This window comes from Acidovorax sp. KKS102, assembly GCF_000302535.1.
Taxonomy (GTDB): Bacteria; Pseudomonadota; Gammaproteobacteria; order Burkholderiales; family Burkholderiaceae_C; genus Acidovorax.
Genome location: NC_018708.1, coordinates 2,923,599 through 2,944,875 on the forward strand (window position 1 = coordinate 2,923,599; position 21,277 = coordinate 2,944,875).

21 protein-coding genes and 1 tRNA gene are annotated in these 21,277 nt (G+C 64.1%); 13 read left to right on the forward strand and 9 right to left on the reverse strand.

Features of this window, described 5'->3' with window-relative positions; all coding sequences use genetic code 11:
- Positions 1-15: 15 nt before the first annotated feature.
- Positions 16-1,248: a branched-chain amino acid ABC transporter substrate-binding protein gene (locus C380_RS13380; RefSeq protein ID WP_015014391.1), complete on the reverse strand. Its 1,233-nt coding sequence runs from the start codon at positions 1,246-1,248 to the stop codon at positions 16-18.
- 187 nt (positions 1,249-1,435) lie between these two features.
- Positions 1,436-3,079, reverse strand: a complete 1,644-nt coding sequence (locus C380_RS13385) for a 3-(methylthio)propionyl-CoA ligase (protein ID WP_015014392.1) — start codon at positions 3,077-3,079, stop codon at positions 1,436-1,438.
- A gap of 288 nt (positions 3,080-3,367) precedes the next feature.
- Between C380_RS13385 and C380_RS13390 the strand changes: the two genes are divergently transcribed.
- Positions 3,368-4,054 (forward strand): Crp/Fnr family transcriptional regulator, encoded by a 687-nt coding sequence (locus C380_RS13390; protein ID WP_015014393.1) that lies wholly within the window; start codon positions 3,368-3,370, stop codon positions 4,052-4,054.
- 46 nt (positions 4,055-4,100) lie between these two features.
- Here C380_RS13390 and C380_RS13395 read toward each other — a convergent pair whose 3' ends face one another.
- Positions 4,101-5,834, reverse strand: coding sequence for a carboxylesterase/lipase family protein (locus C380_RS13395; protein ID WP_015014394.1), 1,734 nt, complete (start codon positions 5,832-5,834; stop codon positions 4,101-4,103).
- A 185-nt stretch (positions 5,835-6,019) separates the two neighbouring features.
- On the opposite strand from C380_RS13395, the gene C380_RS13400 reads away from it, so the two are divergent.
- From C380_RS13400 to C380_RS13425, 6 genes are all read left to right on the forward strand, one after another.
- Positions 6,020-7,087, forward strand: coding sequence for an AraC family transcriptional regulator (locus tag C380_RS13400; protein ID WP_015014395.1), 1,068 nt, complete (start codon positions 6,020-6,022; stop codon positions 7,085-7,087).
- Between the two features lie 79 nt (positions 7,088-7,166).
- A complete protein-coding gene (locus C380_RS13405) occupies positions 7,167-8,648 on the forward strand; it encodes a YdiU family protein (RefSeq protein WP_015014396.1) in 1,482 nt (493 codons plus the stop codon).
- On the forward strand, positions 8,645-9,097 hold the full coding sequence (gene msrB / locus C380_RS13410; RefSeq protein WP_015014397.1) for a peptide-methionine (R)-S-oxide reductase MsrB: 453 nt from the start codon (positions 8,645-8,647) through the stop codon (positions 9,095-9,097). The genes C380_RS13405 and msrB overlap by 4 nt, the downstream gene beginning before the upstream one ends.
- Positions 9,094-9,633, forward strand: a complete 540-nt coding sequence (locus C380_RS13415; protein ID WP_015014398.1) for a septation protein A — start codon at positions 9,094-9,096, stop codon at positions 9,631-9,633. Before msrB ends, C380_RS13415 begins: the two co-directional genes overlap by 4 nt.
- 15 nt (positions 9,634-9,648) lie before the next feature.
- Positions 9,649-9,909, forward strand: coding sequence for a BolA family transcriptional regulator (locus C380_RS13420; protein WP_015014399.1), 261 nt, complete (start codon positions 9,649-9,651; stop codon positions 9,907-9,909).
- Between the two features lie 68 nt (positions 9,910-9,977).
- Positions 9,978-10,763, forward strand: coding sequence for a peptidylprolyl isomerase (locus C380_RS13425; protein ID WP_015014400.1), 786 nt, complete (start codon positions 9,978-9,980; stop codon positions 10,761-10,763).
- Positions 10,764-10,865: 102 nt separating this feature from the next.
- On the opposite strand, the gene C380_RS13430 is transcribed toward C380_RS13425, so the two are convergent.
- From C380_RS13430 to C380_RS13445, 4 genes are all read right to left on the reverse strand, one after another.
- The gene (locus C380_RS13430) at positions 10,866-11,609 is read right to left on the reverse strand and encodes a DUF1624 domain-containing protein (protein WP_015014401.1); all 744 of its coding nucleotides are present in this window, start codon (positions 11,607-11,609) and stop codon (positions 10,866-10,868) included.
- A gap of 304 nt (positions 11,610-11,913) precedes the next feature.
- Positions 11,914-11,990, reverse strand: a tRNA-Pro gene (locus C380_RS13435).
- A gap of 185 nt (positions 11,991-12,175) precedes the next feature.
- Complete coding sequence (gene infA / locus C380_RS13440; protein ID WP_015014402.1) at positions 12,176-12,427, reverse strand: translation initiation factor IF-1; 252 nt, start codon at positions 12,425-12,427, stop codon at positions 12,176-12,178.
- A gap of 302 nt (positions 12,428-12,729) precedes the next feature.
- Positions 12,730-13,899: an HPP family protein gene (locus tag C380_RS13445; RefSeq protein ID WP_015014403.1), complete on the reverse strand. Its 1,170-nt coding sequence runs from the start codon at positions 13,897-13,899 to the stop codon at positions 12,730-12,732.
- Between the two features lie 548 nt (positions 13,900-14,447).
- Here C380_RS13445 and C380_RS13450 point away from each other — a divergent pair.
- The 6 genes from C380_RS13450 (at position 14,448) to asd (ending at position 20,088) form a co-directional block, all read left to right on the forward strand.
- The gene (locus C380_RS13450) at positions 14,448-15,635 is read left to right on the forward strand and encodes an ABC transporter substrate-binding protein (protein WP_015014404.1); all 1,188 of its coding nucleotides are present in this window, start codon (positions 14,448-14,450) and stop codon (positions 15,633-15,635) included.
- A gap of 111 nt (positions 15,636-15,746) precedes the next feature.
- Positions 15,747-16,610, forward strand: a complete 864-nt coding sequence (locus C380_RS13455) for a branched-chain amino acid ABC transporter permease (protein ID WP_015014405.1) — start codon at positions 15,747-15,749, stop codon at positions 16,608-16,610.
- 82 nt (positions 16,611-16,692) lie between these two features.
- The gene (locus C380_RS13460; protein ID WP_015014406.1) at positions 16,693-17,691 is read left to right on the forward strand and encodes a branched-chain amino acid ABC transporter permease; all 999 of its coding nucleotides are present in this window, start codon (positions 16,693-16,695) and stop codon (positions 17,689-17,691) included.
- Positions 17,684-18,457 carry an ABC transporter ATP-binding protein gene (locus C380_RS13465; RefSeq protein ID WP_015014407.1) on the forward strand — a complete coding sequence of 258 codons (774 nt, stop codon included), beginning with the start codon at positions 17,684-17,686 and terminating at the stop codon, positions 18,455-18,457. The genes C380_RS13460 and C380_RS13465 overlap by 8 nt, the downstream gene beginning before the upstream one ends.
- 1 nt (position 18,458) lies before the next feature.
- On the forward strand, positions 18,459-19,172 hold the full coding sequence (locus tag C380_RS13470) for an ABC transporter ATP-binding protein (RefSeq protein ID WP_015014408.1): 714 nt from the start codon (positions 18,459-18,461) through the stop codon (positions 19,170-19,172).
- Positions 19,173-19,236: 64 nt separating this feature from the next.
- Positions 19,237-20,088: an archaetidylserine decarboxylase gene (asd, locus tag C380_RS13475; RefSeq protein ID WP_015014409.1), complete on the forward strand. Its 852-nt coding sequence runs from the start codon at positions 19,237-19,239 to the stop codon at positions 20,086-20,088.
- Between the two features lie 29 nt (positions 20,089-20,117).
- Here asd and C380_RS13480 read toward each other — a convergent pair whose 3' ends face one another.
- A complete protein-coding gene (locus C380_RS13480; RefSeq protein ID WP_015014410.1) occupies positions 20,118-20,333 on the reverse strand; it encodes a hypothetical protein in 216 nt (71 codons plus the stop codon).
- 123 nt (positions 20,334-20,456) lie between these two features.
- Positions 20,457-21,272, reverse strand: coding sequence for an N-formylglutamate deformylase (gene hutG, locus C380_RS13485; RefSeq protein ID WP_015014411.1), 816 nt, complete (start codon positions 21,270-21,272; stop codon positions 20,457-20,459).
- Between the last annotated feature and the right edge of the window lie 5 nt (positions 21,273-21,277).

Below are 21,277 nucleotides of genomic sequence, written 5' to 3' on the forward strand. Positions count from 1 at the left end.
AGCGCCAGCGCCACATCAGGGGCGCTTCATCTGGCACGACGTGGGCGTGCTGGCCACGTAGGGTTCGTAGTACTTCAGGGGCACGAAGGTGTAGCCGGTGTTTTCCGAGTCGATGGGGTACTTGCCGCCGGCTTTTTCCCACTTGGAAATGAACAGGCCCTGTTGCAGCTGGTGGTCGGTCTTGCGCATCTCGACTTCACCGTTGAAGCTCTTGAACTTCATGCCTTCAAACGCTGCAGCCACCTTGACGGGGTCGGTGGACTTGGCCTTCACGAAGCCTTCGGACAGCATGGTGAAGGCGTGGTACACGGCACCGGTGTACATGTCGTCGTTGAACTTCTTCTTATAGTCCACCACGATCTGGTTCAGCGGGCCAGGCAGGTTCATGTGGGCGTAAGCCACCATGTACACGCGGCCTGCGGCAGCAGCGCCCATGGCGGTGGGGCTGCCAGTGACGGAGCCGTAGTAGGTGTAGAAGTTGACGTTGTTCAGGCCCGCGTCGTTCGCGGCCTTGATCAGCAGCGCCAGGTCAGAGCCCCAGTTGCCGGTGATCACGCTGTCAGCGCCCGATGCCTTGATTTTGGCGATGTAGGGCGAGAAGTCACGCACCTGGGCCAGAGGGTGCAGGTCGTCACCCACGAACTGCACGTCGGGGCGCTTGCGCTGCATCATCTCCTTGGCGAACTTGGAGACCTGGTGGCCGTGCGAGTAGTTCTGGTTGATCAGGTAGACCTTCTTGACCTCTGGCAGGTCCTTCATGTAGGTCGTGAGCGCTTCCATCTTCATGGAGGTGTCTGCGTCCAGACGGAAGTGCCAGTAGCTGCACTTGCTGTTGGTGAGGTCTGGGTCCACAGCGGCGTAGTTCAGGAACAGGACTTCCTTGCCGGGATTGCGCGCGTTGTGCTTTTCCAGCGCGTCCATGATGGCGAGGGCCGGGCCAGAGCCATTGCCCTGCACCACGTAACGCGCACCCTGGTCCATGGCCGAGCGCAGTGCGCTGGTGGTTTCCTGTGGGCTCAGTTTGTTGTCGATGCCGATGATTTCAAATTTGACGCCGGCAGGGTTCTTCTTGTTGAACTCTTCAGCGATGAACTGGAAGCTCTTGAGCTGGTTCGTTCCCACGGCTGCCATCAGGCCAGACAGGGGGTCGAGCCAGGCGATTTTGACCGTCTCGCCCTTTTGAGCGAAGGCCCCGCCAGCGGTTGCCAAGATTACCGAGGCTGCTACAGCCTTAATAGCGAACTTCATGCTTTTGTCTCCTTGTAAATCGACACAACGCAGCGTACCGCGTTGCAACAAAGCGATGCTCAGGGATTGCCCCTACCAGCGTCGCACACGTGACTGGCGCTGCGCTCCCCCGAGCGCGCACCAGCCTGGGGCAGTGCAAAAAATGGCGTTCGCAAACGATGCGCACACATGCATTGCCCCACCCTGATCACAGGCCGGGAAGCTTGTAATCCTTGAGCTGCTCACGCAGTTTGGTCTTGAGCATCTTGCCGGTGGCACCCAGCGGAATGGCATCGACAAACACCACGTCATCGGGGATCTGCCACTTGGCCGTCTTGCCTTCGTAGAAGGCCAGCAGCTCTTCGCGCGTGACCTCCGCACCGGGGCGCTTGACCACGGCCACGATGGGGCGTTCATCCCACTTGGGGTGCGGCATACCCACACACGCTGCCATGGCAATGGCGGGATGGGCCATGGCAATGTTCTCGATGTCGATGGAGCTGATCCATTCGCCGCCGGACTTGATCACGTCCTTGCTTCGGTCCGTGATCTGCATGAAGCCGTCGGCATCGATGGTGGCCACATCACCGGTGGGGAACCAGCCCCGGCCCTGCGCGTCGCGCACCAGCGGGTCGCCGCCCTCGCCCTTGAAATAGCCGCCCACAATCCAGGGGCCCTTGACCAGCAGGTCGCCGTAGGTCTTTCCGTCCCAGGGCAGCTCGTTGCCGTCGCCGCCCACGATCTTCATGTCCACGCCATAAATCGCACGGCCCTGCTTCTGCAGGATCTTCATCTGCTCGTCCTTGGACATGGCGAGGTGCTTGTTCTTGAGCGTGCACAGCGTGCCCAGCGGGCTCATCTCAGTCATGCCCCAGGCGTGCAGTACCTCCACGCCGTAGTCTTCCTTGAACGCATGGATCATGGCGGGCGGGCAGGCCGATCCGCCGATGACCGTGCGGCGCAGTGTGGAGAACTTGAGGCCCGCAGGCTTCATGTGGCCCAGCATCATCTGCCACACGGTGGGCACGCCTGCGGCATAGCTCACCTTCTCCGCTTCGATGAGTTCGTAGATGGACTTGCCGTCCATCGCCGGGCCGGGGAACACCAGCTTGCAGCCCGTGAGCGCGGCCGAGTACGGAATGCCCCAGGCATTGACGTGGAACATGGGCACCACCGGGAGCACCGAGTCGCGGGCCGAGAGGCACATGACATCGGGCAGCGCCGCAGCGTAGGCATGTAGCGTGGTGGAACGGTGGCTGTACAGCGCGGCCTTGGGGTTACCCGTGGTGCCGCTGGTGTAGCACATGCTGGATGCGGAGTTCTCGTCAAACTCGGGCCAGGCGTAGTCGGAAGAGTGCGCGCCGATCCAGGCTTCGTAGCTGGTCAGGCCGGGAATGCCGGTATCGGCAGGCAGCTTGTCGGCGTCGCACAGCGCTACCCATTTCTTGACGGTGGGGCACTTGGCGTGCACCGCCTGCACCAAGGGCAGGAAGGTGGTGTCAAAGCAAAGCACCTGATCTTCCGCGTGGTTGATGATCCAGGCGATCTGGTCGGGGTGCAGGCGCGGATTGACGGTGTGGAGCACGCGGCCCGATCCGCTCACGCCGAAATACATCTCCATGTGGCGATAGCCGTTCCACGCCAGCGTGGCCACCCGGTCGCTGAACTGGAGCTTCAGGTCATCCAGCGCATTGGCCAGGCGGCGGGCACGTGCGGCGAGGTCGCGGTACGTATAGCGATGGATGTCCCCCTCCACCCGTCGGGACACGATTTCGGCGTCGCCGTGGTGGCGCTCTGCGAATTCGATCAGCGACGAAATCAGCAACGGTTGACTCTGCATCAAGCCCAGCATGAATACTCCTTGGATGTTGTAGTGAATGGAACGGTCATCGTAGCGCGCGTATCGGCGTCCGGGTGTCGCCCGCGTCGTGCCCCCGCACGCCACTGGGATGAACCCACGCACGCCGCAACACCGCGCTGGCGCGGCATCGGAGGCGGCACGGCTGCACCATCGCCGAACCCCGTGAACCGCAGCGGAGTGTGCGCCCGACAGGCATGGCTGCCAACACTTGTCGTCCCACTGACAAAGGGCAAGGGAATACCCTGAACCGGAGGCACCGCTGCAGCGACAATCAGGCCCATGCTCTGCGCCGCACCTTCTGCCCAACGCTTCATCGCCGCCCAGCCATGGTTCGCAGGCTTGCCAGCCGCCATGCAGGAGCGGCTGCGCGAAGAGGTGTTTGCCGAGCAAGCCGACAAGGGCGCGGTGATGATGCCCGCCGGCAGCGCCGTGCAGGGCTGGCATGCCGTGCTGTCGGGCCTGGTGATGCTGCAGAGCCCCACCAGCCAGGGCAGGTCGTCCGCCTTCATCGGAGTGCCCGATGGCGAATGGTTTGGCGAAGGCTCGGCCATGAAGCCGGAGCCCCGCCGGTACCACGTGGTGGCTCTGCGCCCCACCACCCTGCTGTGCCTGCCACTGCCGCTGTTTGCCACGCTGCGCGAGACCAGTCTGGCGTTCAACCAGTTCCTGGTGCTACACCTGAACATGCGGCTGGGCCAGGCCATGACCATCATCGAAGCCGGGCGCACCCAGTCCACCGAGCACCGCGTGGCGCTGTACTTGAGCCGCCTGTTCTGGCGCAGTACGCGGCGGCTCAACCTCACGCAGGAAGAGCTGGGGCAACTGGTGGGCTTGTCGCGGCAGACCGTGAACAAGGTGCTGCGCTCGCTGGAGGGCATGGGCATCGTGTCGCTGGACTTCGGGCGTGTGGCCATCGTGGACGACGAGGCGCTGAACGCATACCTCGCCGCCACAGCCGCGCACTGACCAGCCGCATTCGGCCAAGGGCTGTTCAGCATCTGCAGCGCGAAGGTCATTGCACGCTCAGGCGCAACGCCTTCTGGTCTGCGTCAAAGATGAACTTGCGGGGCCAGGGCTGCCAGGTCTGGCCCAGCGTGGTGTTGTTGGGATCACCGGTGTGCACAAACGCCCGCAGGCTGTCCATCATGGCCCGCGACAGGGCCAGGCGCCCCGGCTGGTTGGCGGTGCTGTTGGTCGCCTTCGCAAACACCGAGGGACCGAAGTTGCCAAACACAAACGGCAGGTCGAACGCATGGGCCGCGCCGTAGACATCGTTCCACGGTGCGGGCTGCTGGGCCCAGTTGAACTGGTAGTTCCACACGTTGCTCTGCTGGCTGCGCAGGGCGTTCAGCAGGTTGTCGCGGCTGGCGCCAATGAACACATTGCCCAGCAGCTGTGTGCGTGCGTTGTAGCCCGTGCCTGGGGCCGTCACCGGCAGGTAGGACGCATCCAGAATGTCCGCCGCAGTCAGGGTGGTGGGCGCATCGGGGTCAAAGCGCTGCATCATCGCGAAGCGGTCGGCATCGCTGATCTTCATGCCGGGCTTGCCGCCCAGCAGCACCAGGAAGGGGGCAAACAGCTTGCCCTCCTCGGCCGTGTAGCCGGATAGCACGGGCACCTTCTGATAGCGCCCTGCCCCGATCTCGGCGATGGGGTCGGCCGGCACCACCACACCGTCCGGGATGGGACCGGAGCCTGTCAGCCCCTTCGCCAGCACCGTCTGCAAGATGACCCGCGCATCCTTGCCGCGCAGGTAGCTGGCCACCTGCGTGGGGGGCCAACCGGCCACCAGGGCCTGGGCTTCTGGCAATGCGGGTGCCAGGCCATCGGCCACGGCCAGATGCGCCAGCAGCTGGCTGGCCTGTGTGGCATAGCGGGAGACCGGGTTGAGTGTGGGGATGGACCCGGCGGGCAAGTTGGTCGCCAGGGAAATCCCCCCGCTGATCGGCACCAGTTTGTGGAACAGCCCGCTGGCCTGCGGCGCCGTCAGCAGCGCCAGGGCATTGATGGCCCCCGCCGACTGCCCCATCAACGTGACATTGCCTGCATTGCCGCCAAACCGGGCGATGTTGCCCTGCACGAACCGCAGCGCCTGCACTACGTCCAGCAACGCATAGTTGCCGGTGTAGCCGCTGCTGCCCGCGTTGCCTCCACTGCCACTGTTGCCCGCATGCAGCGCGGGCAACTGCAGATACCCCAGCACATCAAGCCGGTAGTTGGCCGTGACCACTACGGCATTGGCTGACTTGGCCAGCGCCGCGCCGTCGTACACTGGGTCAGCGGTGTAGCCCGAGATGGCACTGCCGCCATGGATGAAGACCAGCACCGGCAGGTTGTCCTGCGCGGTGGCCGGGCGCCAGATGTTGAGGGTCAGGCAATCTTCGCTGCCCAGCGGCGTGTTCAGCGTCTGACCAATCGTGTCGTCAAAGCGGTTGTTGGCCCCTGGTCCGTAAATGCGGCCCATCTGCAGGCAGGCGTTGCCAAATCGGGTGGCGCTGCGCTCGCCCATCCAGGCGGCGGGCTCTGCAGGCGGCTGCCAGCGCAGGGGCCCCACGGGGGGTTGGGCGTAGGGAACGCCCTTCCAGGCATAGGTGCCGCTGGTGGCGCTTTCGTCCGTACCGCGCACCATTCCGTAGCGGGTTTCGCGCAGTTCGGGCGGCGTGCCGCCAGAGCCACCACACGCCGTGGTCAGCACGGCGGCAAGACAGGCTGCGCCCCAGCGCAGGCTCTTTGCAAAATAGGCCATGTTGTTTGTCTCCTTCGGGGTTTTCAGGAATGGGGCGGGCCTGCAGAACGCATCACACTCGCGCCTGGGACCGACCTCGGCGCCGATTGTGGAAACGCCCGGCCCACAACCCACTATCGCAACCGCACCAAAACAGTGACTTCAGAACACCACCCGCGCGTAAACCCTGAGACTGGGGCCTGCCCATGAACCCGCTGCCGCAGCGCACCAGCTCTGCCGCCTGGGTGCGCGGTATTGCCGAGCTTTTTGTGGCCGAGGGCCTGCCGGTGCAGGCCCTGTGCGCGCAGGCCAACATCGACCTGGAGAGCCTGCAGCACCCCCACACCCGTGTGGATGTGGACCGCGTCAGCCGCTTGTGGGAGGCCGCAGCCCAGCACTACGACCGCCCAGGGTTGGGCCTGGACCGCCAACTGGCCGCCCGCTACGGCAAGCTGGACCTGGTCGGCCACGCGCTGGCCTCGGGGCCGAATCTGCTCGAAGGCTTCAAGCACCTGGACCGGCACATGGCGCTGATCTCGGACGCCACCACGTTCTCGATGGAGCGGGACCCGCGTGGCTACTGGTTGGTGCTCAACCACATCGGCGCCTCGCGCCCCATACCGCGGCAGCGGGTGGAGTTTGCGGTACTCACGCTGCTGACGCTGTGCGACTGGCTCACCCGGCGCGACCTCACACCCCTGGCCGTGGAGCTGGTCACCCCAGCACCGACCGACGACACGCGGCATCGCGCGGCATTCGGCGTGCCACCCCGTTTTGGCCAGCCGGTGAACCGCTTTCTGATGGCCGAAGCCGACCTGCTGCAACCCATCCCCACCCACAACCCCAGCCTGTGGGCGCTGCACGAACAACTGGTGGAAGCCGAGCTGGGACAACTGGGCCCGCTGGGCCAGTCGCTGGTCAGCGCCAAGGTGCGCACCGAGATATCGCGCATGCTGCACCTGGGCGAACCGCGCCGCGAGGACGTGGCGGCACGCCTGCACCTGACCGACCGCACCCTGCAGCGCCGGCTGCAGGCAGAGTCGGTGAGTTTTCAACAACTGCTGGACGACACCCGCAGCGAGCTGGCCCGCCAGTACCTGGCCGACCCACGCCGCAGCCTGGCCGAGGTGGCCGACCAGCTGGGGTTCAGCGACCAGAGCAACCTCTTCAGGGCCTGCAAGCGCTGGTTCGGCATGCCACCAGGCCAGTACCGCCAGCAGCTGGTGCAGCCCGCACCCAGCGCAGCCTTCCTGGCAGCGGCAGCGTCGCTCTAACGGTTGCAGTGCTAGCCCTCCCCACCCTGCCATGGCCCTGTGGGCGCCGGGACATCCGGCCTGCGAGACAATCCAGCCCATGACCCTGACCGCCGACAGCGACGCCCGCACCGACCTCGGCCTCGCCTGGGACCACCGCTTTGCCGCGCTGGGCCCTGACTTTTTCACCGAACTGCGCCCCACCCCTCTGCCCTCGCCCCATTGGGTAGGGACCAGCCCCGCCGTGGCGCAACTGCTGGGGCTGGATGAAGCCGCCCTGCACAGCGACGAGGCCCTGCAGGCCTTCACCGGTAACCGCTTGCTGGCAGGTTCGCGCCCCCTGGCCAGCGTGTACAGCGGACACCAGTTTGGCGTCTGGGCCGGCCAGCTGGGCGATGGGCGGGCTATCTTGCTCGGTGAGACAGCCTCGGGGTGGGAGGTTCAGCTCAAGGGTGCGGGCCGAACGCCCTACTCGCGCATGGGCGATGGTCGTGCGGTATTGCGCTCGAGCATCCGCGAGTTTTTGTGCAGCGAAGCCATGCACGGCTTGGGTGTGCCGACATCGCGCGCGCTGTGCATCACCGGGTCCCCCGGGCCGGTGCGCCGCGAGGAGATCGAGACCGCCGCCGTCGTCACCCGCGTGGCGCGCAGTTTTGTGCGCTTTGGCCACTTTGAACACTTTGCAGCCAACGGCCAGGAGGACGCGCTGCAAACGCTGGCCGACTACGTCATCGACCGCTACTACCCCGAATGCCGGGACGGCACCGGCATGGCAGGCAACCCCTACGCCGCCCTGCTGCAGGCGGTGAGCGAGCGCACCGCACGCCTCATGGCGCAGTGGCAGGCCGTAGGCTTTTGCCATGGGGTGATGAACACCGACAACATGAGCATCCTGGGCCTGACCATTGACTACGGGCCCTTCCAGTTTCTGGACGCTTTTGTGCCCGGCCACGTGTGCAACCACAGCGACTCGCAAGGCCGCTACGCCTACAACCGCCAGCCCAATGTGGCTTACTGGAATCTGTTTTGCCTGGCGCAGGCGCTGCTGCCATTGATCGGCGACCAGGACCTGGCCAAACAGGCGCTGGAGTCATACAAAACAGTTTTCCCAGAAAGCTTCATGGCCCAAATGCGCGCCAAGCTGGGGTTGGTGGAGGCCAGCGATGGCGATGGCGCACTCATCGACGGCATCTTGCTGCTGCTGGCCCAGAACGGGGTGGACTACCCCATCTTCTGGCGCCGCCTGTCGCACGCCGTGGGCACCCAAGACATGGAGCCCGTACGCGACCTGTTTGCAGACCGCGCCGGCTGTGACCAATGGTTGCTACTCTATTCAGAGCATTCGAGGCATATGGATGTAGCGCATCAAGCCGATTTGATGCTTAAAACCAATCCCAAGTTCGTGCTGCGCAACCACCTGGGCGAACAGGCCATCCGTGCGGCGAAACTTGGCGACTTTGGCGAACTCCAAACCCTGCAGCGGCTGCTGGAGCGCCCGTTTGACGAGCACCCCGGGCACGACGCCTACGCCGCCTTCCCGCCCGACTGGGCGTCTTCCATCGAGATCAGCTGTTCATCATGACCCACCCTATCCAGAAGACAGATGCCGAATGGCAAGCCGTACTGCGCGAAAAAGGCGCCGAACCCGTGGCCTTCCAGGTCACGCGCCATGCCGCCACCGAGCGCCCCTTCACCGGCAAGTACGAAGCCCACTGGGCTGACGGCAGCTACCACTGCATCTGCTGCGGCGCCAAGCTGTTCGACTCGGTCACCAAGTTTGATGCGGGCTGCGGCTGGCCCAGCTTTTCCGAAGCCGTCCCCGGCGCCATCACCGAAATCGTGGACCGCAGCCATGGCATGGTCCGCACCGAAACGGTGTGTGCACAATGCGGGGCGCACCTGGGCCATGTGTTTGAAGATGGCCCAGCGCCCACCGGGCTGCGGTATTGCATGAACTCGGCTTCGCTGGACTTCGAGTCCGGCGACCGCGGAAGCCCGGCACTCTTTGGGCACTCTTTGCTGATTCCATGAAAATTCTGATCGACTTCTTCCCCATCCTGCTGTTCTTCGGGGCCTACAAGTTCTACGGCATCTACGTAGGCACCGCCGTGCTCATGGCGGCCACGGCCTTGCAGATGGCCATCATCTACGCCATCGACCGGCGCCTGCAGACCATGCACAAGGTCACCCTGGTGCTGATCCTGCTGTTTGGCACGCTTACGCTGGTGCTGCAGGACGACCGGTTCATCAAGTGGAAGCCCACTGTGCTCTACGGTGCGATGTCGATGGCCCTGGCGGTGGCGCTGTGGGCGCTCAAGAAGAACTTTCTCAAGATGCTGCTGGGCAGCCAGCTGGACCTGCCCGACACCGTCTGGCAGCGCCTGAACGTAGCCTGGATCGTCTATTGCGCGTTCATGTCGGCCATCAACGCCTACGTGGTGATGAACTTCAGCACCGAAGCCTGGGTGGATTTCAAGCTCTGGGGCTATGTCTTTCCGCTGGTCTTCCTGGTGGCCCAGGGTATCTACATCGCTCCCCACCTCAAGGGCGATGAGCCCACCACCTGAACGAGCGTGAAGCCCATGACCACCATTGCAGACCAGATGCACCAGACACTGGCCGACCGCCTCACCCCCAGCCACCTGGAGGTGCTGGACGAAAGCGCCGCCCACGCAGGCCATGAGGGTGCCAACGGCACCGGATTCGGCACCCATTTTCGGGTGCGGATCGCGTCACCTTTCTTTACAGGACGCACCCGCGTGGCCCAACACCGCCTTGTGTATCATGCGCTGCAAGAATTTATTGACCAAGGCGTTCACGCCCTCGCCATTGAAGTTCTCTGAGCCGGCCCCAGATCCATAGCTGCCGGATTTCAGCTGGCAAACAAACCCCTTATTTTTTTGGATTTCGCATGAAGAAACAGCTCCTGTCCGGCCTGGTGGCCGCTGCCGTGCTGGGCACGTTGGCCCTGCCCGTTTCCGCCCAGAATGTCGCCATCGTCAACGGCAAGGCGGTTCCCAAGGAGCGTGTCGAAGCGCTCAAGCAGCAGGTGGAACGCTCGGGCCGCCCTGTGACGCCCGACATCGAAGGCCAGATCAAGGAAGAAGTCATCGCTCGTGAAATCTTCATGCAGGAAGCCCAAAAGCGCGGCCTGGAAACCTCGGCCGACTACAAGTCCCAGCTGGAACTGGCCCGCCAGGCCATTCTGATCCGCGAGCTATTCGCCGACTTCCAGAAGACGAACCCCGTGACGGACGCTGAAATCCAGGCCGAATACGACAAGTTCGTGGCAGCCAACAGCGGCAAGGAATACAAGGCCCGCCACATCCTGGTGGAAAAGGAAGCCGACGCCAAGGCCATCATCGCGTCCATCAAGAAGGGCGCGAAGTTTGAAGACATCGCCAAGAAGCAATCCAAGGACCCAGGCTCCGGCGCCAAGGGCGGCGACCTCGACTGGGCCAACCCATCGAGCTACGTGAGCGAATTCACCGAAGCGCTGGTCAAGCTCGAAAAGGGCAAGATGACCGAGACGCCCGTGAAGAGCCAGTTTGGCTGGCACATCATCCGCCTGGACGACGTGCGCCAAGCCGAGCTGCCCAAGCTCGAAGAGGTGAAGCCACAAGTCGCACAGCAGCTGCAACAGCAAAAGCTGGCCAAGTTCCAGGAAGACCTGCGCGCCAAGGCCAAGGTGGAATAAGCCAACGGGCACTCAGCCGTTCTGGAAACAAAAAAACGCGACCTCGGTCGCGTTTTTTTATGGGCTCGGGCTTTGCCGCAAGCCCCACTTAATTCACAAGGCTCAAGTCCGCCCCATCACCCACACCACGGCCATCAGCAGGCCAATCATCACCGGCTGGTGGGCCATGTAGTAGCTCAGGCTCCACCGCCCCAGCGTTGCCAGCGGCGTGAGCCCGGCGGGTAGCCGCCATTGCAGCCAACCCTTGCGCGCTCGCACCGCCCATTGGCCTGCAGCGAGCCCCCACCAGAGCACACCGAGCCACGGCAACACGGGCACATAGTCTTCGGTGAACGGCTTGCGTGACACCAGCCCCAGCCAATTCAGTGCTCGTCCATTGAACCAGGGTGCTGCATCTGCCCATACCCCCGTCAGAAGCTGCTGCGCGGCCCACGGCAAGGCCACTGCCACCAATCCGGCCAGCCACAACCAGCGCCCCCAACCCGCAGTGCAACGAGCGATGAGCAACATCACCGCCATGCCGTGCAGCACACCAAAATAGATGAAGCTGGCTGGAAACATCACAAACGACCCGGCAGATACGAGCAATGCGCACCCGGCGATCTGCATCCACCGACGCCCAAACCTGCGCCAGCCCTGCCCCTGGTGCCAGGCGATGGCCTGCCCCAGCCCTGCACAGAATAAGAACAGGCTCACGATCATGGTGCGCTGCGTGGTCCAGAAAGGATCGACACGGAAATTCTGCGGCCACAGACCGAAGTGGCTCAGATCAAAACAGAAGTGGAACACCGTCATCCACACCATCGCTACGCCACGCAATGCATCGACGGCGTCGTAACGACGCATGGCAAGAGAGTCAGGCCCACGGGGCTGCGATGCGGAAGCCTCAGCGGCTTTGGAATGCACAGAAAGTGTCATGGGGGTAGCGGCAAGCACCTGTGCGCGGTACGCGGCAGGGTCAGGTGCAAATGGGCATCTAAGGGCGTTTGTGGGCGATGGAGCCAATGGTACGGAGATTCGGCCTGCCTTCCGACATACCCGCTGAACATGGCCTTGATCCGCCGCCAGTGAGCCTGTTTGTTGCGACGCGATGCCTCGAAGCGAGCAAGAAAAAAGGCCTTGCAGCATGTGCTGCAAGGCCTTCAAACATTGGTCGGAGCGGCGGGATTCGAACTCGCGACCCTCTGCTCCCAAAGCAGATGCGCTACCAGGCTGCGCTACGCTCCGACAGCTCGTATTCTAACCCGCCAAATTCCCCGTTTTGGATTCAACGCCTGCTTTTTTGACTTTTTTTAGAAAGTGGCAAGGCGAAGAGATGACGGGGGAACGGCCCAAAGGCCGCGACGTGGCAAAAGACGAACCAGAAAAATCAAACACCTTCCCCGGTCTGCCACGGACCGGGGAAGAAACGATCAGCGGCTGGACGACGGGCCAGGGCCACGACCTGCCAGGTGGCGGAAGGTGATGCGGCCCTTGGTCAGGTCATAAGGCGACATTTCGAGCGACACCTTGTCACCCGCCAGGATGCGGATGTGGTGCTTGCGCATCTTGCCGCCGGTGTAGGCGATCAGTTGGTGACCGTTGTCCAGCGTGACGCGAAAGCGCGAGTCCGGCAAGACTTCCGTGACGGAGCCCTGCATTTCAATGAGTTCTTCTTTGGCCATGTGTTTCTCTATCTCTTCAAAGCAAATGTTCTGTGGTCGGCGCCTGAGCGGTTTTTTGCATTCACCACGGCAGCTGCAGCGTTGTCGAAACTCGACACACGGTGCATGGCGGGCGGTGGGAGTCGCTGCACCCAGGGCGCAGATCAGGCAGAGGGCCGGGAGACGGCGTCAATGAACAGGCGTCAGCGCTGCGCAAAGCCTGTCAATTGTACCGCGACAACCTGTAAGTTGCCTATGGCACGGCCGGTGCCCTCTGTGGCGCGGGCGCCGCGCCCGTTCATCGGGACCGCAGCTGCCGCCCGCTATCGCGCCTGCACTGCGGAGGCCAACGTACGCACCAGGTCGGTCTGGGTGATGATGCCCACGAGGTGGTCCACGTCATCCACGATGGGGATGTGGTGGTGGCCGCCCTGCGAAAACAGGGGGACCAGATCCATCGCGTGCTGCCCCGCACGCGCCACCTGCACCGGGTGCGACATGATCTCGCCCACAGTCTGAGGCTGCCCGCCGCGCCCCATGACCAGCGTGCGCAGGCGCTGCCCCAACCCCTCGTGGGTGTCCAGATTGGCCAGCCGCATGAAGTCCGCCACCGTCACGATGCCGATGACGTGGCGCTGGGCATCCACCACTGGCAGTGCCTTGATCTGCTGCAGCCGCATCAGCGCCCACGCTTCTTTGAGCGAAACGCCGGCCTCCACGGCGTACGGCGGGCTCGACATGATGTCCGCGCAGCGCAATTCCCCCAGCGTCCGCTGGAAAGCCGCACGACCCGCCAGGTGCAACAGGCCTTCCAGGTCCGCACGGCTCACATCGAGCACCTGGTTGTAATGAGCCAGCGCCGCATCCACGTCCGATGCGGTGAAGCCTCCCTGGCTTGCTGCCGCCTTCGGCGCGACGCGCTGGGGGTGTGGATAGCGGCGGCCCGTCAACCCGTTGTAGACCACGGCGGCAATCAACAGCAGCACCACGTTGAAGAGCACCGGAAACGCGGCCAGGTGCCAGCCATCGCCCGAGGTGAGCACCACGTACAAGGCCATGGCCCCGCCTGGCGGATGCAGACAACGCAAAGGCACCATGAGCGCAATCGCCAGCCCCACAGCCACCGCCCCCGCCAAGGCCTTGTCTGAAATCAACGCAGAACAGACCGCCCCGACCAGCGCCGACAACGTGCTGCCCCCCAAAACCGGCCAGGGCTGGGCCAGCGGGCTAGAGGGCATGCCGAACACCAGCACGGCACTGGCGCCCAGCGAAGCCACCATCCACGGGCCCGAGCCATTGCCCTGGGCCCACCAGCGACTGAGCCACGCCGTGAGCAGCACACCGATCACCGCGCCCACCACAAACCGCAGGCGCTCTTTGCCATCAATGCCCAACGGGGCGGGCCAGAAATGACGCAGCCATTCGGTCAAGCGAGCCGCCCAAGACGGCCGGGATGGGGCGGAAGGAGACAGTTCGGAGGGAGAAGAAGGCATACAGAATAAAAATGCGGATGCAGCGGCAAGCTGCATCAACTCGGCGCAGACTGCGGGATGGTGGGCTACGGTGCAGTCCACAACGCTATCGCCCGGCCAGGCCGTCTGACCACATGCGACGGACCGGATGATCAGACCACGATTGTGCAGGCAGCGCCATGCCGCTGGGGCCCGGGAGGTTTTCGGTGCGACGGGGAGTTGCCACGCCTTGATCGGTATCGGTGCTGCGCCCCTGCTGGAAACTACCTAGAACGCGAACCCAAATCGACCACCCCAATCCAAAAACACGCTCTATACTGCACAAAAATTCAATATATGCATTTTAATTCATGTTTCAAATTTTCAGTTGGGCTGTAGTGACCATCCACAGCGGCAGCCATGCCGTACCGATCCGTCAGGCTTCTCAGCAGCGAAGACAAAAAAAGCCGTGAAGCTCCCCTCCCCGCTCGCGAAACCCGAAACGAGCCCTGGTACGGGTAACCCATAGGTATTCACCACCGAACGCTTGCAGTAAATTACTTTAAGCCTAAACAAAGGAGACAAGCCCCATGACCACCCGCCGCCTCGTCATCAGCCGCAGTGCCGCCCTCGTTGGCGCAGCATCCACGGGCCTGCTGCTGCCCTCCATCGTGCGTGCTCAGAGCGGCAAGGTGCGCGTGGGGTTCATGCTGCCCTACACCGGCACATTTGCCCAGCTGGGCGTGGCCATTGAAAACGGCGTGCGCCTGGCCATCGACCAGCAAGGCGGCAAGCTCGGCGGGCGCGAGATCGAATGGTTCAAGGTGGATGACGAGTCCGAGCCCAGCAAGGGTGTGGAAAACGCCAGCAAGCTGGTGCAACGCGACAAGGTGGATGTGCTGATTGGTACCGTGCACTCGGGCGTGCAAATGGGTATCCAGAAAGTGGCGCGCGACACCGGCGTGCTCAACCTGATCCCCAACGCAGGCGTACACGCAGCCACACGCGCGCTGTGCGCCCCCAACGTGTTCCGCACTTCGTTCAGCAATTCCCAGCCCACATTGGCGCTGGGCAAGGCCATGGTTGAAAAGGGCCACAAAAAGGCCGTGTGGATCACCTGGAAGTACGCGGCTGGTGACGAAGCATTTGAGGGCTTCAAGGAAAGCTACACCAAGGCGGGCGGCACCATCGTCAAGGAACTGGGCCTGCCGTTCCCCAACGTCGAATTCCAGGCGCTGCTGACCGAGATTGCCGCGCTCAAGCCCGATGCCGTGGCCTGCTTCTTTGCCGGTGGCGGCGCGGCCAAGTTCATCAAGGACTACGCGGCGGCCGGCCTCAAGGACAAGATTCCGCTGTATGGCTCGGGCTTCCTGACCGAAGGCGTGCTGGACGCTGCAGGTCCGGCTGCCGACGGCATCATCACCACCATGCACTACAGCGACTCGCTGGATACGCCGCGCAACAAGCAGTTCCGCCTGGAGTACGCCAAGGCATTCCGCAGCCAGCCCGATGTGTACGCCGTGCAGGGCTACGACACCGGCTTGCTGCTAGTGCAGGGCGCCAACGCGGTCAAGGGCGATCTGTCTGCCAAGCCGGCGGTCATCAAGGCGATGGAAAGCGCCGTCATCGACAGCCCACGTGGCAAGTGGACGATGAGCAAGTCCCACAACCCCGTGCAGGACATCTACCTGCGCCGGGTGGAGAACAAGGAAAACAAGGTGATCGGCGTGGCCGCCAAGGCGCTGGCCGACAGCGGCGCCGGTTGCCGCATGGGCTAAGCCGTTCGGTCGGCCCATTTTCCGACCCAACCGCCCGGCTTGCGTGCCGGGCTTCCTCCGCCGGCCTCGTTCTGCGCGGGTTGATTTTTTGCACTCCAAACCCAGCCCTCCATGGATTTCGCGACGTTCCTGATCCAGCTGCTCAACAGCGTGCAATACGGCCTACTGCTGTTCATGCTGGCGGCCGGGCTCACGCTGATCTTCGGGATCATGGGCGTGGTGAACCTGGCGCACGGCAGCTTTTATATGCTGGGGGCTTACCTCGCATATTCGCTGTCGGGGCATTTCGGCAGCCTGGCACTTGCCATCGTAGGCGGTGCGCTGCTGTCCGTGGTCTTCGGGCTGGCGCTCGAATGGCTGCTATTCCGGCACTTCTACCACCGCGACCATCTGGACCAGGTGCTGCTGACTTTTGGCCTCATCTACATCTTCGAGGAACTGCGCTCCATCCTGTGGGGCGACGATGTGCATGGCGTGCCCATCCCCAAGGTGCTGGACTGGTCGATTCCGCTCACCGACACCCTCTCCTACCCGGTCTATCGGCTGTTCATCTCGGGCGTGTGCATTGCACTGGCGGTGGCGCTGTACCTGCTGATCTCCAAGACCCGCCTGGGCATGAAGATCCGCGCCGGAGCCTTCAACCGCGACATGGCCGAGTCCCTTGGCGTGAACATCAAGCTGATCCATGCCATCGTGTTTGCGCTCGGCGTGGGCTTGGCGGCGGTCGCGGGCATGGTGGCTGCACCCGTATCCAGCGTGTATCCCAACATGGGCTCATCGGTGCTCATCATGTGTTTTGTGGTGGTGGTGATCGGCGGCATCGGCTCGGTACGGGGTGCGCTTATTGCGGCGCTGCTGGTGGGCTTTGTCGATACGTTTGGCAAGGTGTTGCTGCCACAGGCAGCGGGCATGCTGGTCTATATGCTGATGGCGGCCGTGCTGCTGTGGAAACCCGAAGGCCTGTTTAAACAATGACTCCCCCCACGCTCGTCACTTCGTGTATCTCGCTGCCCCCCGAGGGGGCCTTCGCTGCCTTGGGGCGGCCCGGCGGCAACTCATGAGCACCCCCCGCGCCAATATCGAAGTGCTGCCGCGCAGCGTGCAGTTCGCCCTCGCGCTGGGGCTGGCGGCGTTGCTGCTTTTCCCCGTGGTGGGCAGCGACTTTTACGTGCAAATGGTCACCCGCATGATGATCATGGCCATCTTTGCCATGAGCCTGGATCTGCTGCAAGGGGTGACCGGGCTGGTATCACTGGGCCACGCGGCGTACTTTGGTGTGGCGGGCTACGCCCTCGCCTTTCTCACGCCGGCGGACATGCCGGTCAGCCTGTGGTGGTCGCTGCCGCTGGCAGTGGCTGTGTCGGGCCTGGTGGCGCTGGTGATCGGGTTCTTTGTGGTGCGCACCCACGGCATCTACTTCATCATGGTCACGATGGCCTTTGCGCAGATGGTCTTCTACCTGTTCTTCGACAACAAGGTGCTGGGGGGATCGGACGGCCTGTACATCAACTTCCGGCCCGATGCGTCGCTCTTCGGCTGGCTGCCGTTCGATCTGGAGGGCCGCAAGACCTTCTACTACTTCACGCTGGCGCTGGTGGTGCTGGTGTATGTGCTGCTGCGCCGCCTGCTGTGGAGCCCACTGGGCCGCGCGCTGGCAGGCATCCGCATCAACGAGCACCGCATGCGCGCCATGGGCTTTGGCACGCGGGGCTACAAGCTCACTGCCTTCACCGTCGCCGGGGCGCTGGCAGGCCTGGCGGGGTACCTGTGGGGCGCGCAGACCGGCTATGTGAACCCCGAACTCATGGGCTTTCACATGAGCGCTCACGCCATCATGATGGTCATCCTGGGCGGCATGGGCAACTTTGCAGGCGCCATCGTGGGTGCGTTTGCGTTCGAGTACCTGCTGCACGTGTTCAAGGACATCAGCAAACACTGGCAACTGCTGATGGGCGGCTTCATCGTGCTGGTGGTGGTGGCCGCGCCGCGCGGGCTGCTGGGCATGTTTGCGCAGCGGGGCGCAGCCAAGGCTTCGGAGGGATCGCACCATGGCTGAAGTCCTGTTGTCTGCACAGAAGGTCACCAAGCGCTTCGGCGGCCTGGCCGCCGTGAATGGTGTCTCGGTGGACCTGTGGCGGGGCAAGATCCACGCGGTGATCGGTCCCAACGGCGCGGGCAAGTCCACGCTGACCAACCTGCTCTCGGGCGACCTGCCCCCCACCTCGGGCACCGTGCTGCTGGGTGGCACCAATGTGACCGGCTGGGCGCCTGAACGCATCTCACGCCAGGGCCTGGGTCGCAGCTACCAGAAGACCAACATCTTCCTGCCGCTCACCGTGCACGAAAACGTGCGCCTGGCCGCCCAGTCGCGCGATGCGCAGCAACCCTGGAACCCCTTGCGCTGGTGGCAGGACACCCGCTCGGACACTATCAAAAACAGAGCAACCAGCGCACGTCTTGAAAGCGCTATCGAGCTGTCAGGCCTCAAAGACCGGCGCACGGCCATCGCGGGAGCCATGAGCCACGGCGAGCAGCGCCAGCTCGAAATTGCCATGACCCTGGCCACCGAGCCGCAGGTGCTGCTGCTCGACGAGCCCCTGGCGGGCATGGGCGTGGCCGAGGCCGAACGCATGGTGGAGCTGCTGCAGCGCCTCAAGCCCGCCCACGCCATGATGCTGGTCGAGCACGACATGGATGCCGTGTTTGCGCTGGCCGACCGCCTGACGGTGATGGTCAACGGCGAGGTGATTGCCCATGGCACACCGCCCGAGGTGCGCGCCGATGCCACCGTGCAGGCCGCCTACCTGGGGGAGGACCACTGACATGACCACTCCATGGATCGATGCCAAGGGCATCCACACCTTCTACGGCAGCAGCCACATCCTGCACGGCATTGATTTCACCGTGGGCCAGGGCGAGACCATCGGCCTCATGGGCCGCAACGGTATGGGCAAGAGCACCCTGCTCAAGTCGCTGATGGGCCTGGTCAAGCCCCGCTCCGGCAGCGTGGCCGTGGCCGGCCGCGACATGACCGGCAAACCGCCCTACGAGGTGGCGCGTCTGGGCATCGCCTACGTGCCCGAGGGCCGGGGCATCTTCGGCAACCTGAGCGTGGTCGAGAACCTGCAGATGGCCGCCCGCGCCGGCACGCGCGGCCAGCGGGACTGGACCTACGAGCGCGTGCTGGAGACCTTCCCGCGGCTGAAGGAACGCCTGGGCCACGGCGGCCAGCAGCTCAGCGGCGGCGAGCAGCAGATGCTCACCATCGGCCGCGCGCTGATGACCAACCCCGACGTGCTCATCCTCGACGAAGCCACCGAAGGCCTGGCACCGCTGATCGCACGCGAGATCTGGCGCATCTGCAGCCTCATCAAGGACAGCGGCATCAGCAGCGTGATCGTGGACAAGAACTGGAAGCACGTCACGCAGATCACCGACCGCAACGTCATCCTGGTCAAGGGCCAGGTAGTGTTTGACGGCAGCTCGGACGCCCTGCATGCGCAGCCCCTGCTGCTGGAGCAGTACCTCGGGGTATGACCCCGTGCGGGCGATGGCGCCCCGCCGATAGAATCGTCCGCTTTCGTCTTTGAGGGGTTCGCCCGTGTCTGATCGCCTGGCAGTTCTGCCGCAATACCTCCTGCCCAAGCAGGCACTGACCACCCTGGCTGGCAAGTTTGCATCGGCCCGGCTGGGCGGCCTCACCACCTCGGTGATCCGCTGGTTTGTGGGCCGCTACAACGTCAACATGGCCGAGGCGGCCAACCCCGACATCGCCAGCTACACCTCGTTCAACGACTTCTTCACGCGGGCGCTCAAGCCCGGCGCCCGCCCACTGGCCCAAGCCGATTTGATTTGCCCCGTGGATGGCGCCATCAGCCAGTTCGGCCCCATCGCCAAGGACCAGGTCTTTCAGGCCAAGGGGCACACCTACTCCACCACCGCCCTGGTGGGTGGCGACGCCGCTGCTGCGGCACGTTTTGACAACGGCCACTTCGCCACGCTGTACCTGAGCCCACGCGACTACCACCGCATCCACATGCCGTGCGCGGGCGAGCTGACGCGCATGGTGCATGTGCCGGGCGACCTGTTTTCGGTGAACCCCACCACGGCACGCGGCGTGCCCGGCCTGTTTGCGCGCAACGAGCGCGTGGTGTGCTTTTTTGAATCGGCCCACGGCCCGTTTGTGCTGGTACTGGTGGGTGCGACCATTGTGGGCAGCATGGCCACCGTGTGGCACGGGCAGGTGAACCCGCCGCGCACCGGTGTGCTGCGGCAGTGGGACTACGCGAAGGGCCAGGTAAGTCTGCAGCAGGGTGAAGAAATGGGCCGCTTCCTGCTCGGCTCCACCGTGGTGATGCTGTTCCCACAAGGGCCGCTGCAATTCAACCCGCAGTGGTCACCCACGCGCCCCATCCAGCTGGGTGAAGCCATGGCACAGCGCTCTGGGGGCTGACCTTCAGCCCCTTGGCCGACGCGACGCGCTTACGAACCGTCGGCGTCGGGCGTGCGCGTGAGCCGGAAGGCGGTGGGCGCGAGGTGCAGCGCTTCAGGGTACACAGGGGATTCATGCCCCACCAGATACACCATAAGAGCGTGGCGGCGCACCACCACGTGGCTCACGGTTTCGCGCTGGTGGTTCCATTGCACGAAGGTGCCTGGCTTGAACAAAGGCATGTAGTAGTACGCGGTGGGGTCCATGGGGTGCGGCTCCTCCCGCGATGACGGGCCCCTGCGTGGATGTGGGGTGGGCCCGGGCGGCGGTCCATGGCGGACCGACCAGCCCATACTAGCACCGATACTTCCCGCCCTGGGGCGTAAGCCTCACGCCGATTGCGCTGCCGCAAAGGCCAGCGCGGCCTCCAACATACTACGCAGGTGGGGTTGCACGCCCGCAGCCACCTCGGGCAGGTAGTCAAACGGCAGGGCCTCCTGCATGTAGCTGCACTGCGTCATTTCCAGCTGCACCGCGTGAATGTTCTGCGCGGGCTGCCCGTAGTGGCGCGTGATGTGCCCACCCTTGAAGCGGCCATTGAGCACGGCGGTGTAGCCCTGGGCCTCTTTGGCGATGGACAGCAGTTCCTGCGCCAGCGCCGGGTCGCAGCTTTCACCGTTGGCCGTGCCCAGGTTCAGGTCGGGCAGCTTGCCTTCAAAAAAGCGCGGCAGCACCGAGCGGATGGAGTGGGCGTCCCACAGCACCGCCACACCGTGTTGCGCACGGATGCGGTCCAGCTCGGCACGCAGTTGCGCGTGGTACGGCGCCCAGACGGCCTCACGGCGCGCAGCGATCTCTGCGTCATCGGGCACATCGCCTGCTGCGTAGATGGGCGTGTCGTCGAACGTATCGACCGGGCAGAGGCCGGTGACGCTCTGCCCAGGGTACAGGCTGGCGCCATCGGGCGGGCGGTTCAGGTCGACCACATAGCGCGAATGCGTGGCCACGAGGATGGACGCCCCCAGGTCTTTGGCAAACGCGTAGAGGCGCTCCATGTGCCAGTCGGTGTCAGGCACCTGGCGGGCCTCATCCGTGAAGCGCGCGGCCAGCGCGGGCGGCACGTAGGTGCCTGCATGGGGCATGGACACCAGCAGCGGCGCAGTGCCGGGGTAAAAGACAAAAGGAGGTGGAGAGGTATCGGTCATCACAA

Coding starts and splice junctions, on each gene's coding strand:
- hutG (WP_015014411.1), bottom strand. CDS start 21,272: ATGACCGATACCTCTCCACCTCCTTTTGTCTTTTACCCCGGCACTGCG.
- C380_RS13430 (WP_015014401.1), bottom strand. CDS start 11,609: ATGCGTCGTTACGACGCCGTCGATGCATTGCGTGGCGTAGCGATGGTG.
- infA (WP_015014402.1), bottom strand. CDS start 12,427: ATGGCCAAAGAAGAACTCATTGAAATGCAGGGCTCCGTCACGGAAGTC.
- C380_RS13415 (WP_015014398.1), top strand. CDS start 9,094: ATGAAAATTCTGATCGACTTCTTCCCCATCCTGCTGTTCTTCGGGGCC.
- msrB (WP_015014397.1), top strand. CDS start 8,645: ATGACCCACCCTATCCAGAAGACAGATGCCGAATGGCAAGCCGTACTG.
- C380_RS13385 (WP_015014392.1), bottom strand. CDS start 3,079: ATGCTGGGCTTGATGCAGAGTCAACCGTTGCTGATTTCGTCGCTGATC.
- C380_RS13405 (WP_015014396.1), top strand. CDS start 7,167: ATGACCCTGACCGCCGACAGCGACGCCCGCACCGACCTCGGCCTCGCC.
- C380_RS13455 (WP_015014405.1), top strand. CDS start 15,747: ATGGATTTCGCGACGTTCCTGATCCAGCTGCTCAACAGCGTGCAATAC.
- C380_RS13400 (WP_015014395.1), top strand. CDS start 6,020: ATGAACCCGCTGCCGCAGCGCACCAGCTCTGCCGCCTGGGTGCGCGGT.
- C380_RS13420 (WP_015014399.1), top strand. CDS start 9,649: ATGACCACCATTGCAGACCAGATGCACCAGACACTGGCCGACCGCCTC.
- C380_RS13480 (WP_015014410.1), bottom strand. CDS start 20,333: ATGGACCCCACCGCGTACTACTACATGCCTTTGTTCAAGCCAGGCACC.
- C380_RS13460 (WP_015014406.1), top strand. CDS start 16,693: ATGAGCACCCCCCGCGCCAATATCGAAGTGCTGCCGCGCAGCGTGCAG.
- C380_RS13395 (WP_015014394.1), bottom strand. CDS start 5,834: ATGGCCTATTTTGCAAAGAGCCTGCGCTGGGGCGCAGCCTGTCTTGCC.
- C380_RS13470 (WP_015014408.1), top strand. CDS start 18,459: ATGACCACTCCATGGATCGATGCCAAGGGCATCCACACCTTCTACGGC.
- C380_RS13380 (WP_015014391.1), bottom strand. CDS start 1,248: ATGAAGTTCGCTATTAAGGCTGTAGCAGCCTCGGTAATCTTGGCAACC.
- C380_RS13450 (WP_015014404.1), top strand. CDS start 14,448: ATGACCACCCGCCGCCTCGTCATCAGCCGCAGTGCCGCCCTCGTTGGC.
- C380_RS13425 (WP_015014400.1), top strand. CDS start 9,978: ATGAAGAAACAGCTCCTGTCCGGCCTGGTGGCCGCTGCCGTGCTGGGC.
- C380_RS13465 (WP_015014407.1), top strand. CDS start 17,684: ATGGCTGAAGTCCTGTTGTCTGCACAGAAGGTCACCAAGCGCTTCGGC.
- C380_RS13390 (WP_015014393.1), top strand. CDS start 3,368: ATGCTCTGCGCCGCACCTTCTGCCCAACGCTTCATCGCCGCCCAGCCA.
- C380_RS13445 (WP_015014403.1), bottom strand. CDS start 13,899: ATGCCTTCTTCTCCCTCCGAACTGTCTCCTTCCGCCCCATCCCGGCCG.